Below are 15,064 nucleotides of genomic sequence, written 5' to 3' on the forward strand. Positions count from 1 at the left end.
CGCCGGTGGGTAACGCGGGGTCGTGGGCGACGTGGTGATGGTGGCGCGGGTGTCGGCACGATGCGATGCGGCCACATCGTGTGGATTCGTGGCCACGGGGTGGCTCCAGATCCACACGATGTCTAGGGACGTCGGTGGAACCGCCACGCGCCGGTCGAGGTGACCTCACGAACCACGCGTGGGTCGTGGGCGACGTGGTGATGGTGACTGCAGAGGAGCACGCCGTCTTTGAGGTCGGTCTTCCCGCCGGCTGGCCAGGGTTGTGAATGATGTGCTTCGCACCAGGTGGCGGGGACCGTGCAGCCTTCGGCGCGGCACTGCTTGTCGCTCAGGCGGAGGGCCTTGTGCTGGGCCGGTGAGTAGAGGCGTCGTGCTCGGCCGAGGTTGAGGATCTCGCCCTTGCCGCCGAGGACGACGGGGATGATCTTGGCGGTGCAGGCCAGGCGCCGGGCTTCGTCGGCGGTGATCTGGAGATCGCCCTCCAAGGAGCCGATGATCCCGGCGGTGGCGAGATCGCGACGCAGGTCCTCGAGCGGGATCGTCACCATCACGGTCGTGGCGTCGCCGCCGTGATCCGGGAGCTTCTTGGGGTCGAGGTGCTCCAACAACGCACAGAACGCTTGGCCAAGACGACGACTCCGCGGGAGGCGCTCACCGGTCGAGACCCGCGGCGAGGAGAACGCATCGAGGTAGGTCTCGAGGCGCGCCGCGACGGCGTCGGGCACTTGGCCGATGATCCGGGTGATCCCGTCGCCGAGGCGCTTGAACCGGATCGAGGTCTTGATCCGCGCGGAGCGTTCCTCGCGCTCCAACGCGCGGGCGTCGGCTTCGTCCGCGATCTCGGGCGCGACCACCGAAAGGATTCGGTCGCCCAGGGTCCGCAGCTCACGCGGCCCGAACTGACCGGCGAGCTCGACGAGGTGCTTCTCCGCGCGGCGGCGACTGACTTGGTCGATCTCGGGCGGGAGCTTCTCGAGGCCGGCGACGATGACCTGCGCCTGGGCACGGTTCACGGAACCGTTGCGCATGCCTGCGCCGACCTGGGACCACTTCTCGTCGATCGCTTCGGCGAGCTTGAGCTCGCTGTGGCAGGTCCGCGGGTCGAGATGCGCCTCCTGGGCCAGCCACATCCCGGCGTCGCGGGCACCGGTGTCCTGCGCGAGGTCACCGGAGGCAGCGAGGACCCGCATCTCGGCCTCTTCGACCTGCGCCTTGAGCGCCGCCAGCCCTCGCAACGCCGTGGCCTTGTCGGCGGGTGTCATGTAGATCGGCTCGACCGATGCGACCTCGTGGAACGCTCGGCGGGAGGTGTTCACGGCACGCAGCATCGGGTGTTCTGACACCGATGCTGCGGTCATGGTGACTCCCGAGAGATGAGGCTTGATTCGTGCCTTCATCATACATGTGTTCGAACTATTCTTCAATGCAAGATTCGACCAAACGTGCAGGTCAGAGGCACTTTTCGCTGCCAGCGGAATTGGTTTCGATACGCCCTCGCCTAGCGGCTCGGGCTACTCAACCAACGGCCGGGAGGCGGTCGCTTGGCGGCGGCGCGAGCGAAGCGAGCTGCCGCCCATCCGCGCCGCCATCCGACCGTCCGGGACCCGCGGTCAAGGACGCCGTAGGCGCCGCGGAGCGGGCCGAGCGAAGCGCGGATCCTGGACGGCGGGGGACGGTCGGATAAGCGCGGCCGCCAGTCGATGACGCAAAGGACTGACCAGGAGCGACCGGCCACGTCGTTGGTTTCGATACGCCCTCGGCAAGCGCTTCAGCCTACTCAGCCAACGACGGCGACGGGTCTCGAGCCGGTCGCTGCGCGACCTCCTCGGCCGACGTGCTGGGGCATCACGGCCTGTCGCGGCGCAGGACTCGGAGCGAGCCGACGGCCTCGACCTCGGTGAAGCCGTGGGCGAGGGCGGGGAGGTAGATCCGCTCGTACGGCGGCCGCCCACCGTCCTCGGGGTTCTCGAAGACGTCGTGGATGGCCAGGTAGCCGCCCGGCATGACGTGCGGCGTCCAGGTCTCGTAGTCGTCGGTGGCCGGCTGCTCGCCGTGGCCGCCGTCGATGAACAGCAGGCTCAGTGGTGTCTTCCAGTGCCGGCCGACGGTGGTGGAGCTGCCGACGATCGCGACGACCTGGTCCTCCAGGCCGGCGCGCGCGATGTTCTTGCGGAACTGACCGAGGGTGTCCATCTTGTCGAACTCGGGGTCGACGACGCTGGGGTCGTGGTGCTCCCAGCCCGCCTGGTTCTCCTCGGAGCCCCGGTGGTGGTCGACGGTGAAGACCGTGCCGCTCGTCGCGCGGGCCGCCGCACCGAGGTAGATCGCGGACTTCCCGCAGTAGGTGCCGACCTCGAGCGCCGGGCCGTGGGGGAGTCGCTCGAGCGCGATCCGGTGGAGCGCCGCTCCCTCGTCCTCGGGCATGAAGCCCTTCGCTTCGCGGGCGTGGGCGAGGAGGTCCTGCGGCATCTCGGTCACGGACTGATCCTAGACCGACTAGAACGTGTTCTAATTAGCCCATGTCCATCGCGATCACCGATGACCAGGTCGAGCTCGCCGCCTCGCTGCGCAAGTGGGCGTCGTCGCTCGGGGCGATCGAGGCCGTCCGTGCCGCCGAGGGCGACGCCGCCGCGTCGTTCGACGAGATCTGGAACGCCGCCGAGGAGATGGGCGTGCACGCGATCGCCGTACCCGAGTCGTCGGGTGGCGGCGGGGGATCGCTGGTCGACCAGGCCGTCGCGCTCGAGGCGTGCGCAGGGGCGCTGCTCCCCGGCGGGCTGCTGGGTGCGGCCATCGGCTCGGTGCTGTCGGGCGAGCCCGGACGCCACGGCGTCCAGGTGTACGCCGGCGGCGTGGTCTGGGACGGCGGTGGCTCGATCGGGATCGACCTGAGTGCGCGTCACGGCGGTCTCGATGCGGCCTCGGCCAGCGCCTCCGCCTGGTCGACCACCGAGAGGTGTCGACGTACGGCGATCACGCTGGCGGCCGCGGAGGCGTCGGGGGTCGCGCGCTGGTGCCTGGAGACCGCCGTCGAGTACGCCAAGGTCCGCGAGCAGTTCGGGGCCAGGATCGGCAGCTTCCAGGCGATCAAGCACCTCTGCTCGGAGATGCTGGAGACCTGCGAGGCGATCACGGCGGCCGCGTGGGACGCCGCGTCGGCGGGTGACGGCGATGATGAGCAGCAGCGGGACTTCGCGGTGGACGTCGCGCTGGTGACGTGCTTCGACGGCGCCGTCGACGTGGCGAAGAGCTGCATCCAGGTCCTCGGCGGCATCGGGTTCACCTACGAGCACGACGCCCATCTGTACCTGCGCCGCGCGCTGTCGCTGCGCTCGCTGGTCGGGTCGTCCTCCGAGGCGGCGTCGCGGCTCGCGGGCGATGCCGCGTCCGGCGTACGCCGACAGGTCTCGGTCGACCTCGACGGCCGCGACGAGCCGATCCGGCCGTCGGCGCGGGCCACCGCCCGCGAGATCGCCGGGCTGCCCACCGGTGAGCAGCGCAAGGCGCTGGCCGAGTCGGGCTTCCTCACGCCGCACTGGCCGGCGCCGTACGGCCTCGGTGCGGACGCCGTGCAGCAGGTCGTCATCGACCAGGAGCTGGCCGCGGCCGGCGTCGAGCGACCGGACCTCGTCATCGCCGGCTGGGCGGTGCCGACGATCCTGGCCCACGGAAGCGCGGAGCAGCAGGAGCGGTTCGTGCGGCCGTCGCTGCTGGGCGAGATCGTGTGGTGCCAGCTGTTCTCCGAGCCGGGGTCGGGCTCCGACCTCGCCTCGCTGCGGACCCGCGCCGAGCGGGTCGACGGTGGATGGAGGCTCACCGGCCAGAAGGTCTGGACCTCGATGGCGGAGCGTGCCGACTGGGCGATCTGCCTGGCCCGGACCGACCCGGACGTCCCTCAGCACAAGGGCATCACCTACTTCCTGGTCGACATGCGCTCACCCGGCATCGAGGTGCGGCCGCTGCGCGAGATCACCGGTGAGGCGCTGTTCAACGAGGTCTTCCTCGACGGCGTCCTGGTGCCCGACGAGATGGTCGTCGCCGAGCCGGGCGACGGCTGGCGCCTCGCGCGCACGACGCTCGCCAACGAGCGGGTCGCGATGGCGTCCGCCCGCCTGTCGAAGAGCGCGGAGCGTGCGGTGGCACTGGTCGACGAGCTCGACCTGGGGCCCGTCGAGCGGGTCGAGGTCGGCCGCGCCGTGGCCCTGGCCACCGTCTGCGGCCTGCTGGGGGTGCGCACCACGCTGCGGGCGTTGGGCGGACACGGACCGGGCGCCGAGTCGAGCGTCGCCAAGCTGCTGGGTGTCCGCTCGCGGCAGGACGCCTCCGAGCTCGTCGTACGTCTCCAGGGCGACGCCCTCGCCACCCTCGGCCCGATCGACAAGTTCGGCTCGGGCCTCCAGGCCGACATCTGGGAGCAGCTCAACACCCGCTGCCTGTCCATCGCCGGCGGCACCACCCAGATCCTCCGCAACGTGGTCGCGGAGCGGATCCTCGGTCTGCCTCGCTAGCCCGAGGTCGGCGGGGTCAGCCGGCCGGCTCGACCGTGACGGCGGGTACCCGTCGTGCGGTCAGGACGTAGCCCAGGAGGGCGACGGCGAGACCGACCAGGCCGGCGGTGGTGAGGCCCCAGCGCCAGCCGCCGAGGTCGAGGGCCACGCCGATGATCGGTCCGGCGACGGCGGAGCCGAGCATCATCGCGGAGCCGTGCCAGCCCATGGCCTCACCGCGGTTGGCGGCGGGCACGAGCTCGCCGACCATCGCGGTGAGGGCCGTCAGCGTCGGGGCGCAGAACGCACCGGAGACGAACAGCAGCGCGGCGAAGCCGATGCGCTCGTGGGCGACCGTCACCAGGATCGTCGTGGCACCCAGCAGGACCAGCAGCAGCGCACCCGAGGGACGGACGTGCAGGGCGCCGTACAGCAGGCCGCCGATCGCGGACCCCAGGCCCCAGACCGCCAGCACCCAGCCGATCGAGGAGGCTTGGTCCCAGTGGCGGAGCGCGGCGACCGAGCCCAGGTCCTCGCCGGTCAGGATCACGATCGCCGCGACCGACATCGCCATCACGGCGAGCAGCGGCGCGGTGATCCGCATCCGGCCGATCGTCGCCCCGGCCACGGGCTCCTCGTCGTGCAGGCCCTGGAGCGCGGGGTTCTGCCACCAGATCAGCAGCCCGCCGAGCACCGAGGCGAGCTCGCAGATCAGCACGGCGAGCGAGGTCGGCAGCGTCGTCGCCGCGAGGACGCCGAGCACGGGCCCGACCATGAAGGTCAGCTCGGTCGCGATCGAGTCGATGGACAGCGCGGTCGTCCGCTGCGAGGTGGGCACGGCCCCCATCAGGACCGCGCGGATGATCGAGAAGCTCGGGATGGTGAACAGGCCGGCCAGCGCCGCCAGCCCCACGAGGGGCCAGTAGCCGACCCAGGGTGCGACCGACCAGGTCGCCCCGAGGACGACCAGGGACGGCGTCACCGCGCGGCGTACGCCGATCCGGTCGAGCCGGCGCCCACGCCACGGACCGGAGATGCCGAGCGCCGCGGCACCCACGGCGGCGACCACGCCGGCGTCGGCGTAGGACCGGTGGAGGTGGCCGACGATGTGCAGCGTCAGGGCGATGTTGCCGGCCCAGAGCGGGATCCGCACGACCAGGCCGAGCAGGACGATCCGGCGTACGGCGGGAATCCGCAAGACATCACGGTACGTTACGAATCCCATGCCGCAATTCTTCCGCCAAACCGGCGGAAGTGCGAATCGTTATCCGGCGCCCGCTCAGGCGTCGGCGCGGTGCTTCGGCGTCACCGAGTGCTGGTGGAGCCAGGTGGCGCGGTGCCAGGTCAGGTAGCGGTCGATCGAGCGCACGACCGCCTGCGAGCGCAGCGACGGGAACACGTCGAACGCGTGCTGGGTCCCCGGCAGCTCGGCGTACGTCACGGTCCGCTGCGAGATCGAGCGCAGCTTGGCCACGAACGCCCGCGCCTGGCGTACGTCGACCAGGGTGTCGTGGGTGCCGTGGATGACGAAGAAGTCCGGCGCGTCAGGGGTCACCCGCAGCAGCGGCGACGCGGCGGCGTACACCTCGGGCGCGTCGGTGAACCGCTGCTTGAAGACCCGCGGCGCCAGGAAGCGGTCGCGCATGTAGAGCGCGTTGCGCAGCGCGGTCACGCCGGCGAGGTCGTAGACGCCGTAGTGCGGCACAGCCACCTCGACGTGGGTGTCGGCGTCCTCGAAACCGGGCTGGTACGCCGGGTCGCCGGGTGTCAGCGCGGCCAGCGCGGTCAGGTGCCCGCCGGCGGATCCGCCGGTGATGGCGAGGTAGTCGGGGTCACCGCCGTACTCCTCGATGTGCGACCGGATCCAGGCGATCGCGGCCTTGACGTCCACGATCTGCGCGGGCCACGCGTCGCGCGGTGCGAGGCGGTAGTTGATCGACACGCAGACCCAGCCCTTGGCGGCGAGGTGCTGCATCAGCGGGATGCCCTGCTGCTCCTTGTTGCCGATCGTCCAGCCGCCGCCGTGCACGTGCAGGAGGACGGGTGCGCCCGACGAGGGCGTCTTCTCCGAGGTGTAGACGTCGAGCAGCCCCCGCTTGCCGTGCGGTGCGTACTCGATGTTCTTGCGCACGGTGACCCCGGCGCGACGGCCCTCGCCGGCGAAGCCGAACGGGTTGACCAGGCGACGACGGGTCACCGCGCCGATCAGGTCGGAGGCCGGCAGGTCCGCGTCGAAGCCGGCCGAGAGTCCCTCCTCGAGTGCCGTCCGCACGACGTCGCCGGAGGAGCGGCCCTGCTGGATCATCCGGACCAGGCCGTACGCCGACGCGCCGGCCAGCAGCAGCGCGACCCGGTCGCGTCGCCCGCGGGCCACGTGGACCGCCGTGTCGACGGCGACGCCCGCGAGGAGGTGCGGGGAGAGCTCGCCGGTCAGCCAGCCGGGGAAGAACCCGGCGAGCCCTGGACGTTCGCCCGGCAGCGGCCGGAGCGCGTTCGCAACGAGGCCTGCGATGACCACCTGACGTCGGCGAAAACCCATGGTCCCCAGACTAGCCGTAGGCTCTCCCAGGAATTGGAACGTGTTCTAGGGAGTGTGTGCATGGAACGGCTGTCTGGGCTCGACGCGAGCTTCCTCTACCTGGAGACCCCTGCCCAGCTCATGCACGTGTGCGCCGTGATGGTCCTCGACCCGAGCACCATGCCCTCGGCGTACTCCTTCGAGACCATGCAGGAGCAGCTCGACGGGCTGGTCAGCAGCGTTCCGGCGTTCACCCGCAAGATCCGTGCGGTCCCGCTCGGCCTGGACCACCCGGTCTGGGTCAGCGACAAGGACTTCGACATCGAGCGGCACGTCCACCGGCAGGCGCTGCCCACGCCCGGTGGGTACGCCGAGCTGATGGATGCCTGCGCCCACCTGGCCTCGCTGCCGCTGGACCGGTCGCGCCCGCTGTGGCAGATGTGGGTGATCGAGGGCTACTGGCCCGACGGGCCGGAGGGGGAGGAGCGGGTCGTCATCTTCCTCAAGATGCACCACGCCACCGTCGACGGCGTCTCCGGCGCCAACCTGATCTCGCACCTGTGCACCATCGACCCCGACGTACCGGCGCTGGTCGTCAAGGACCATGCGCCGCTGCGCGACCCGGGTCGGCGCGAGCTGCTCACCCGTGCCGTCATCGGCACGGCGATGCGACCCGTCACCGTCGCGCGCGTCGTCCGCCCGTCGGCTGCGGTCGTGACCAAGACCATCGGCCGGATCCGGCAGGGGACCTCGATGGCGGCGCCGTTCTCGGCGCCGCGGACCTCCTTCAACGGCACCATCACCGGGCACCGCACGATCGGGCTGACCGACATCTCGCTCGACGACGTGCGCGAGATCAAGAACGCGACCGGCACGACCGTGAACGACGTCGTCCTCTCGTTGTCCGGGGGAGCCCTGCGGGCCTACCTCGAGGAGCGCGACGAGCTCCCGGTGACCTCGCTGCTGGCCACCGTCCCGGTGTCGGTGCGCGAGACGTCGCGGCGGGCCGGCGGGGCCAACAAGGTCTCCGCGCTCTTCACCCGCCTCGGCACCGACATCGAGGACCCGCTCGAGCGGCTGGCGATGATGGCCGAGCGCAACAGGCATGCCAAGGACCACCACAACGCCATCCCGGCCGACGCGCTCCAGGAGTGGGCGGAGTTCGCGGCGCCGCGGACCTTCGGCCTCGCGGTGCGCGCGTACGCCAACCTGCGGCTGGCCGAGCGGCACCCGGTCGTGCACAACCTGGTCATCTCCAACGTGCCCGGGCCGCCGGTCCCGCTCTACCTGCTGGGAGCCCGCGTCGACGCGCTCTACCCGCTCGGCCCGGTCTTCCACGGCGCCGGCCTCAACCTGACGGTGATGTCGAACGCCGGCGTCCTGCACGTCGGTGCGATCGCCTGCCGCGAGTCGGTGCCCGACGCCGATGCCCTGGTCGGCCACTTCCCGCGGGAGCTGGAACGGACGCTCGCGGCAGTTCGCGCGCTCTGAACTAGAACACGTTATAGTTTCCCGCGTGGAGAGTGACGAGCTCAGCGCGGTCCGGTCCGTCATCGACGAGGTGCTCGGCCGTGAGGCCGATGCTGCGTCGTGGTCGGCCTGGGCGGCCGCGGGCCTGACCGGCCTCGCGGTCCCCGAGGAGCACGGCGGTGCGGGTCTCGGCCTGCCTGCCGTCGCGGTCGTGCTGCGGGAGGCCGCCCGCCGTGGCGTCGTCACCCCGGCTGTCGGCACCCTGGTCGGTGCGCTCTACCTCGCCGAGGTCGGCTCGCCCGAGCAGGCGAAGGAGTGGCTGCCGGGCGTCGTCGATGGCGAGGTCACCCTCGGTGTCGCCGTACGCGGCTCGGCGTCGTACGCCGACACCCGGGTCTCCGGTCGCCCGCTGGCTGTTGCTGGCGCCGACTCCACGCGGCTGCTCGTCGTCGCCGACTCCGACGACGGCGAGGTCGTCGTGCTCGTCGACCCGGCGGACGCCGGGGTGCGGCTGGTCGAGTCCAGCCGCTCCGGCTCCGCTCCGCAGCACACCGTCGTCCTGGAGGGTGCGCCCGCGGAGGTCGTCGGTGACGCCGCTCGCCTGCGTGAGCTGCACACCGCCGCGCTCGCGGTGACCGCGGCCGGCGTGCTCACGGGAGCGCGCGACCTGACCGCCGACTACGTCAAGGGGCGCCAGCAGTTCGGCCGCTCGCTGGCCGAGTTCCAGGCCGTCAGCCTGCAGATGGCCGATGTCTACGTCACCAGCCGGACGCTCGACCTCGCCGCCGACAACGCCGTCTGGCGGGTCGCCGAGGGGCTGCCAGCCGCTGACGACCTCGCCGTCGCCGCCTACTGGGCCAGCCAGGTCGCGCCCGCCGCCTTCCGGACCTGCCACCACCTGCACGGAGGCATGGGTGTCGACATCACCTACCCGTTGGTCGGCTTCACGACGTGGGGCACCGACCTCGCGCACGCGCTCGACACCCGCGCCGACCAGGTCCCGGTCGAGGACCCCGCCGCCAAGAACCTCGAGCTGACCGAGTCGCAGCGCGCGCTCAAGGCCGAGCTGCGTGCCTACTTCGGCAAGGTGGCTGCCGAGTTCGGCCACCTGGACGACCCCGACCCGGTCGAGGGCGCATGGGACCGGCACGGTCCGTCGTACCAACGCCTGATCCGCCGCCTCGGCGAGGACGGCTGGATGGGTGTCGGCTGGCCTAAGGAGTACGGCGGCCACGGGCTCGGCGAGGTCGAGCAGACCATCTTCGCCAACGAGGCGCAGTACGCCGACGTGCACCTGCCGGCCGTGACGCTGCAGACCGTCGGGCCGACCCTGATCAAGTACGGCACCGCCAAGCAGAAGGAGATGTTCCTCGGCCGGATCCTCAAGGGGGACGTGCACTTCGCGATCGGCTACTCCGAGCCGGAGGCGGGCACCGACCTCGCGTCGCTGAGGACGACGGCCAGGCTCGACGGCGACCACTACGTCGTCAACGGACAGAAGATGTGGACGACCGGCGGTCACCAGGCCGACTACCTGTGGCTGGCGGTGCGCACCGACCCGGACGCCCCCAAGCACAAGGGCATCTCGATCCTCATCGTCGACACCACCGACCCGGGCTACAGCTGGACGCCGATCATCACCGCGGACGGCTCGCACCACGTCAACGCGACGTACTTCAACGACGTCCGCGTGCCCGTCGACATGCTGGTCGGCGAGGAGAACCAGGGCTGGAAGCTGATCACCACGCAGCTCAACCATGAGCGGGTCATGCTCGGCCCGGCCGGCCGGATCGAGGGCCTGCGCGACCGTGTCGCTCGCTGGGCCGAGACCGCCGGGGTCGGCGACCGGCCCGACGTGAGGGCGCTGCTCGGCGAGGCGACCGCGATCGTCCGCGTCAACGAGCTGCTCAACTGGGAGGTCGCCCGCGCCGCCGCGGCAGGTGCCATCTCGGTGGCGGACGCCTCGTCGACCAAGGTGTTCGCCGCGGACGCCGTCCAGCACCTCAACGCCGACCTGATCGCCCTGATCCACCGGTACGGCGACCCGGGGGAGCCCGACACCTTGGAGCTCCTCGACTACCTCGACGCCCAGGCCAAGCGGAACCTGGTCCTCACCTTCGGAGGCGGAGTGCAGGAAGTGCAGCGCGAGCTGATCGCGATGTTCGGGCTGGGTCTGCCCCGGGTTCCCCGATGAGCGACGTCGCACCCGAGGTGCACGACCACGTGATGGCCGAGGCCGAGCGGATCAAGGCCTGGGGAGAGGCGGCCGAGCGGGTCGCGCGCGACGAGGTCAACCAGCCGACGATCAACAACTGGCTCGAGGCCATGGGGTTGGTCAACCCGCGCTTCGAGGACGGGGGAGCGGGCGAGGCGCCGCCGTCGATGGCGCAGGTGTGGACGATGTACGGCCTGGGCGGCAAGCCCTCGGACGACGACCCGCTGCACTCCATGATGCGTGTGCTGACCGACGCCGGCTTCACCGCCGTGCTCGGCACCAACTGCGAGCAGTCCTACGACCGCTACCTGCGCGTCGGCGAGCGGGTCCGCGTCACGACCGCGCTCGACTCCGTCGTCGGCCCGAAGGCCACCGGCATGGGCGTCGGCTACTTCGTCACCTCGCGCAACACCTGGTACGTCGGCGACGAACGCGTCGCGACCATGCTCTTCCGGGTGCTGAAGTTCGTGCCCAGGGCGACGTCGTGAGCGGGCCGCTCCGCCCGGTGGTCAACCGGGACAACGCCTACTTCTTCGACGGCACCCGTGCCCACGAGCTGCGGATCCAGAAGTGCAACGCGTGCGGCGTGCTGCGCCACCCACCCGGCCCGGCGTGCCCCGACTGCGGTGCGTTCGACCGCGGCCACGTGGTCGCCGCCGGCACCGGCACGGTGTTCTCCTACCTCGTCCACCACGCCCCGCAGGTGCCGGGCAAGGAGCTGCCGCTGGTGATCGCGCTCGTCGACCTCGACGAGGGCGTGCGGATGGTCGCCGAGATGACCGGGCCGGTCGAGATCGGCGACCGGGTGGCCGTCGGCTGGAACACGATCGACGACGAGCTCACGCTCCCTATCTGGCGTCTCGATACGCCTCGTTCCTCGGCTACTCGACGACCGGAGGTCCAATGAACGTCGGCGACAAGCTCCCCGAGTGGAGCCTGCCCATCACCCCGACCCTGGTGGTCTCCACGGCGATCGCGACCCGCGACTTCCAGGACGTCCACCACGACCGCGACATCGCGCAGGCCGCGGGCTCCAAGGACATCTTCGTCAACATCCTGACCTCGACCGCGCTCTGCGAGCGCTACGTCACCGAGTGGGCGGGCCCGGACGTGCAGATCAAGGCCATCGCGATCCGGCTGGGCGCGCCGGCGTACCCGTACGACACGTTCACGTTCAGCGGTGAGGTGACCGAGATCGAGGACGGCGTGGCGACCATCAAGGTGGTCGGCGCAGTCAGCCTCGGCGACCACGTCATCGGCACCGTGAAGGTGGCCGCGTGAGGACCCTGAGCGGCAAGGCCGCCATCGTCGGCATCGGCGCGACCAAGTTCTCCAAGGAGTCCGGGCGCTCCGAGCTCCAGCTCAGCGTCGAGGCCGTCCGCCACGCGCTCGACGACTGCGGCCTGACGCCGGCCGACGTCGACGGCTTCACCACCTTCACGATGGACAGCTCCTCGGAGATCGCGGTCGCCCGGGAGCTCGGCGTACCGGAGCTGCGGTTCTTCAGCCGGATCAACTTCGGCGGAGGCGCGGCCTGCGCCACGGTGCAGCAGGCGGCGATGGCCGTGGCGACCGGTGTCGCGGACGTGGTGGTCGCCTACCGCGGCTTCAACGAGCGCTCCGGTGACCGCTTCGGCCAGGTCTCCGTGGGCGCCGCGAGCCAGGTCAACACCAACGGCCTCGACAACGCCTGGACCTACCCCTTGGGGCTGTCGACCCCGGCGGCCACGGTCGCGATGCAGGCGCGGCGCTACCTGCACGAGTACGGCGCCACCTCCGCCGACTTCGGTCGCGTGGCGGTCGCCGATCGCCGCCATGCCGCGACCAACCCGAAGGCGTTCTTCTACGGCAAGCCGATCACGCTCGAGGAGCACCAGGCCTCGCGGATGATCGCCGACCCGCTGCACCTGCTCGACTGCTGCCAGGAGTCCGACGGAGCGGTCGCGCTCGTCATCACCTCGGCCGAGCGGGCACGCGACCTGAAGCAGACGCCGGCGCTGATCAAGGCGGCGGCCCAGGGGAGCGGGCGCGACCAGTTCGTGATGACGTCGTACTACCGCGACGACATCGGCATCCCCGAGATGGGCGTCGTCGGCCGCGAGCTGTGGCGCCAGTCCGGGTTGACCGCGGCGGACATGCCGATGGCGATCCTCTACGACCACTTCACGCCGTACGTCCTGATGCAGCTCGAGGAGCTCGGCTTCTGCGGACGCGGCGAGGCGCCCGACTTCGTGCGCGACGGCGCCCTGGAGGTCGGCGGCCGGCTGCCGATCAACACCCATGGCGGTCAGCTCGGCGAGGCCTACATCCACGGCATGAACGGCATCGCCGAAGGTGTTCGCCAGATCCGCGGTACGTCGGTCAACCCGGTCGCCGGTGTCGAGCACCTCGTCGTGACGGCCGGGACCGGTGTACCGACGTCGGGGCTGGTCCTCGGCTCCTCGTAGCCTGGGCGGGTGAGTGATCACCCCGACTTCACCGCTGACGAGCGGAAGACCCTGGTCGACGTCCTGGCCGCCAACCGCGCGGAGATCCTCGAGCTGCTCGACGGGCTCTCCGAGGAGGAGGCCAGGCGCAGCCTGGTGCCGTCGCTGACGACGCTGCTCGGGCTGGTCAAGCACGCCGCCTTCGCCGAGCAGGTGTGGTTCCACGTGACCCTGGCCGGCCGCACCCGGGCCGAGCTCGGCGTGCCGACCGAGATCGACGACAGCTTCCGACTCGCGCCCGAGGACACCATCGCGTCGGTGAGCGAGCGCTTCCGGAACGTGTGCGAGGAGTCCGACCGGATCGCCCTCGGCCACGACCTCGGCGACACCGGCGAGCACGCGCGCCACGGGCCGGTCAGCGTGCGCTGGATGTACGCCCACATGATCGAGGAGCTCGCCCGGCACGCCGGTCACGGCGACATCCTGCGCGAGCAGATCCTCGCCGCGCGGGGAGCCGCGTGACGCCCACCGTCGTCGCGCTCCACGTCGCGAAGGGCCGGACGGCTAGCGCGCTGCCAGCAGGCCGGCCACCTCGTCGTACGCCGTCCTGCTGAACCCGACCAGCTGGACCTCCTCCAGTCCCTGGCCGGCGTGCTCGAGCGCGCGGAGTGCGGCGCTCACGGACTCCGCGACGCTCCAGCCGTAGACGCCCGCGCCGATCAGCGAGCTGGCGACGGTGCCCGCGCCGATCTCCTCGGCGACCTCGAAGCTGCGGCGGTACGCCGACTCGAGCAGCGCCGGGTCGTCCTGGCCGGCGTGCCGGTTGGGGCCGACGGCGTGGATCACCCAGCGGCACGGCAGGTCGCCCGCCACCGTCGCGCCGGCGTCGCCGGTCGCCAGCCCGTCGGGGAAGCGGGCCACGCAGTCGTCGAGGATCGCCCGCCCGCCGGCGGCGTGGATCGCGCCGTCGACCCCGCCACCGCCCCGCACGCGTGCGTTGGCGGCGTTGACGATCGCGTCGACGGCGAGGGTGGTGATGTCGCCCTGCACGGCGACGATGTGCGGACCGCTCATGGCTCCATCCTCACCGCTCGGTGATGCTGTCGTCGACCACCACCCTGGTCGGCTCGGATTACGGTGGGCAGGTGGATATCGACGACGTGGCCCGCATCGCCGCGACGTTGCCCGCCGTGGAGCAGGGCGAGCGGCGCGGCAGCCTCACCTGGACGGTGGCCGGGCAGGTGTTCGCGTGGGAGCGGCCGTACACGAAGGCGGACATCAAGCGCTTCGGCTCGGCGCCCTACCCGCCCGAGCCGCTGGTCGGCGTACGCACCGCCGGCCTCGCCGAGAAGGAGGCGCTGCTCGCCACCACCTCGTCCGCGGTGTTCACGATCGAGCACTTCCACGGGTACGCCGCCGTGCTGGTCTGCCTCGCCGACGTCGACGAGCCCGAGCTGACCGAGGTCCTCACGGAGGGCTGGCTCGCCAAGGCGCCACCCGAGCTCATTCCTCCAGGGCAGCGTCCAGGCTGATCTCGGTCACACCGGCGAGCGCCCGGCTGACGGGACAGCCGGCCTTGGCGGCGGCGGCAGCGGCGGAGAAGCCGGCGGCGTCCATGCCCTCGACCTCGCCGCGCACGGTGATCTTGATGGTCGTGATCGTCGGACGGCCGTCGACCTGGCCGAGGGTCACGTCGGCGGAGACGTCGAGCGCCTGGGGCGTGCCGCCGGCCTTGGCGATCTCGTTGGACAGCGACATCGCGTAGCAGGCCGAGTGAGCGGCCGCGATGAGCTCCTCGGGGCTGGTCGCGCCCTGGGCGTCGTCGGAGGCGCGCTTGGGGAAATCGACGTCGAAGGTGCCGGCGCCGGACGAGCTGAGCTCGACCTGGCCGCTGCCGTCCTGGAGGCCGCCGTTCCAGGCGGTGCGTGCGGTGCGAGTGGGCATGGGG

At 71.4% G+C, this 15,064-nt stretch carries 15 protein-coding genes; 9 read left to right on the forward strand and 6 right to left on the reverse strand.

The genetic code is table 11. The features are described 5' to 3' along the window. Positions 1-122 precede the first annotated feature (122 nt). Entirely contained in the window at positions 123-1,358 is a 1,236-nt protein-coding gene (locus ACYVJ3_RS06175) for an HNH endonuclease signature motif containing protein (RefSeq protein ID WP_460851720.1), read from the reverse strand. Positions 1,359-1,845: 487 nt separating this feature from the next. Then, positions 1,846-2,469, reverse strand: a complete 624-nt coding sequence (locus tag ACYVJ3_RS06180; protein WP_460852242.1) for a class I SAM-dependent methyltransferase — start codon at positions 2,467-2,469, stop codon at positions 1,846-1,848. Positions 2,470-2,519: 50 nt separating this feature from the next. Between ACYVJ3_RS06180 and ACYVJ3_RS06185 the strand changes: the two genes are divergently transcribed. Next, positions 2,520-4,508, forward strand: a complete 1,989-nt coding sequence (locus tag ACYVJ3_RS06185) for an acyl-CoA dehydrogenase family protein (RefSeq protein ID WP_460851722.1) — start codon at positions 2,520-2,522, stop codon at positions 4,506-4,508. Between the two features lie 16 nt (positions 4,509-4,524). On the opposite strand, the gene ACYVJ3_RS06190 is transcribed toward ACYVJ3_RS06185, so the two are convergent. Both ACYVJ3_RS06190 and ACYVJ3_RS06195 read right to left on the reverse strand, forming a co-directional pair. After that, positions 4,525-5,712 (reverse strand): MFS transporter, encoded by a 1,188-nt coding sequence (locus ACYVJ3_RS06190; RefSeq protein WP_460851725.1) that lies wholly within the window; start codon positions 5,710-5,712, stop codon positions 4,525-4,527. A 54-nt stretch (positions 5,713-5,766) separates the two neighbouring features. Beyond that, positions 5,767-7,026 carry an alpha/beta hydrolase fold domain-containing protein gene (locus ACYVJ3_RS06195; protein ID WP_460851726.1) on the reverse strand — a complete coding sequence of 420 codons (1,260 nt, stop codon included), beginning with the start codon at positions 7,024-7,026 and terminating at the stop codon, positions 5,767-5,769. A 60-nt stretch (positions 7,027-7,086) separates the two neighbouring features. Here ACYVJ3_RS06195 and ACYVJ3_RS06200 point away from each other — a divergent pair, with 60 nt between their 5' ends. Genes ACYVJ3_RS06200 through ACYVJ3_RS06230 form a run of 7 tightly spaced genes read left to right on the forward strand, consistent with a single transcriptional unit; the run spans position 7,087 to position 13,638 of the window. Continuing rightward, the gene (locus tag ACYVJ3_RS06200) at positions 7,087-8,496 is read left to right on the forward strand and encodes a WS/DGAT/MGAT family O-acyltransferase (protein WP_460851727.1); all 1,410 of its coding nucleotides are present in this window, start codon (positions 7,087-7,089) and stop codon (positions 8,494-8,496) included. Positions 8,497-8,521: 25 nt separating this feature from the next. Next, positions 8,522-10,669 (forward strand): acyl-CoA dehydrogenase, encoded by a 2,148-nt coding sequence (locus tag ACYVJ3_RS06205; protein ID WP_460851728.1) that lies wholly within the window; start codon positions 8,522-8,524, stop codon positions 10,667-10,669. Continuing rightward, on the forward strand, positions 10,666-11,178 hold the full coding sequence (locus tag ACYVJ3_RS06210) for an FAS1-like dehydratase domain-containing protein (protein ID WP_460851730.1): 513 nt from the start codon (positions 10,666-10,668) through the stop codon (positions 11,176-11,178). Before ACYVJ3_RS06205 ends, ACYVJ3_RS06210 begins: the two co-directional genes overlap by 4 nt. Then, positions 11,175-11,597, forward strand: coding sequence for a Zn-ribbon domain-containing OB-fold protein (locus tag ACYVJ3_RS06215; RefSeq protein WP_460851731.1), 423 nt, complete (start codon positions 11,175-11,177; stop codon positions 11,595-11,597). The genes ACYVJ3_RS06210 and ACYVJ3_RS06215 overlap by 4 nt, the downstream gene beginning before the upstream one ends. Continuing rightward, positions 11,594-11,971: a MaoC family dehydratase gene (locus tag ACYVJ3_RS06220; RefSeq protein WP_460851733.1), complete on the forward strand. Its 378-nt coding sequence runs from the start codon at positions 11,594-11,596 to the stop codon at positions 11,969-11,971. The genes ACYVJ3_RS06215 and ACYVJ3_RS06220 overlap by 4 nt, the downstream gene beginning before the upstream one ends. Continuing rightward, positions 11,968-13,137, forward strand: a complete 1,170-nt coding sequence (locus tag ACYVJ3_RS06225) for a lipid-transfer protein (protein WP_460851734.1) — start codon at positions 11,968-11,970, stop codon at positions 13,135-13,137. Before ACYVJ3_RS06220 ends, ACYVJ3_RS06225 begins: the two co-directional genes overlap by 4 nt. Positions 13,138-13,146: 9 nt before the next feature. Further along, positions 13,147-13,638 (forward strand): DinB family protein, encoded by a 492-nt coding sequence (locus ACYVJ3_RS06230; protein ID WP_460851736.1) that lies wholly within the window; start codon positions 13,147-13,149, stop codon positions 13,636-13,638. Between the two features lie 42 nt (positions 13,639-13,680). Here ACYVJ3_RS06230 and ACYVJ3_RS06235 read toward each other — a convergent pair whose 3' ends face one another. Beyond that, complete coding sequence (locus ACYVJ3_RS06235) at positions 13,681-14,190, reverse strand: macro domain-containing protein (protein WP_460851737.1); 510 nt, start codon at positions 14,188-14,190, stop codon at positions 13,681-13,683. A 71-nt stretch (positions 14,191-14,261) separates the two neighbouring features. On the opposite strand from ACYVJ3_RS06235, the gene ACYVJ3_RS06240 reads away from it, so the two are divergent. Further along, on the forward strand, positions 14,262-14,648 hold the full coding sequence (locus tag ACYVJ3_RS06240; protein ID WP_460851739.1) for a hypothetical protein: 387 nt from the start codon (positions 14,262-14,264) through the stop codon (positions 14,646-14,648). Here ACYVJ3_RS06240 and ACYVJ3_RS06245 read toward each other — a convergent pair. Next, positions 14,620-15,060 (reverse strand): OsmC family peroxiredoxin, encoded by a 441-nt coding sequence (locus ACYVJ3_RS06245; RefSeq protein WP_460851741.1) that lies wholly within the window; start codon positions 15,058-15,060, stop codon positions 14,620-14,622. The two genes, ACYVJ3_RS06240 and ACYVJ3_RS06245, sit on opposite strands and share 29 nt — an antisense overlap. Between the last annotated feature and the right edge of the window lie 4 nt (positions 15,061-15,064).

This window comes from Nocardioides montaniterrae, assembly GCF_054782655.1.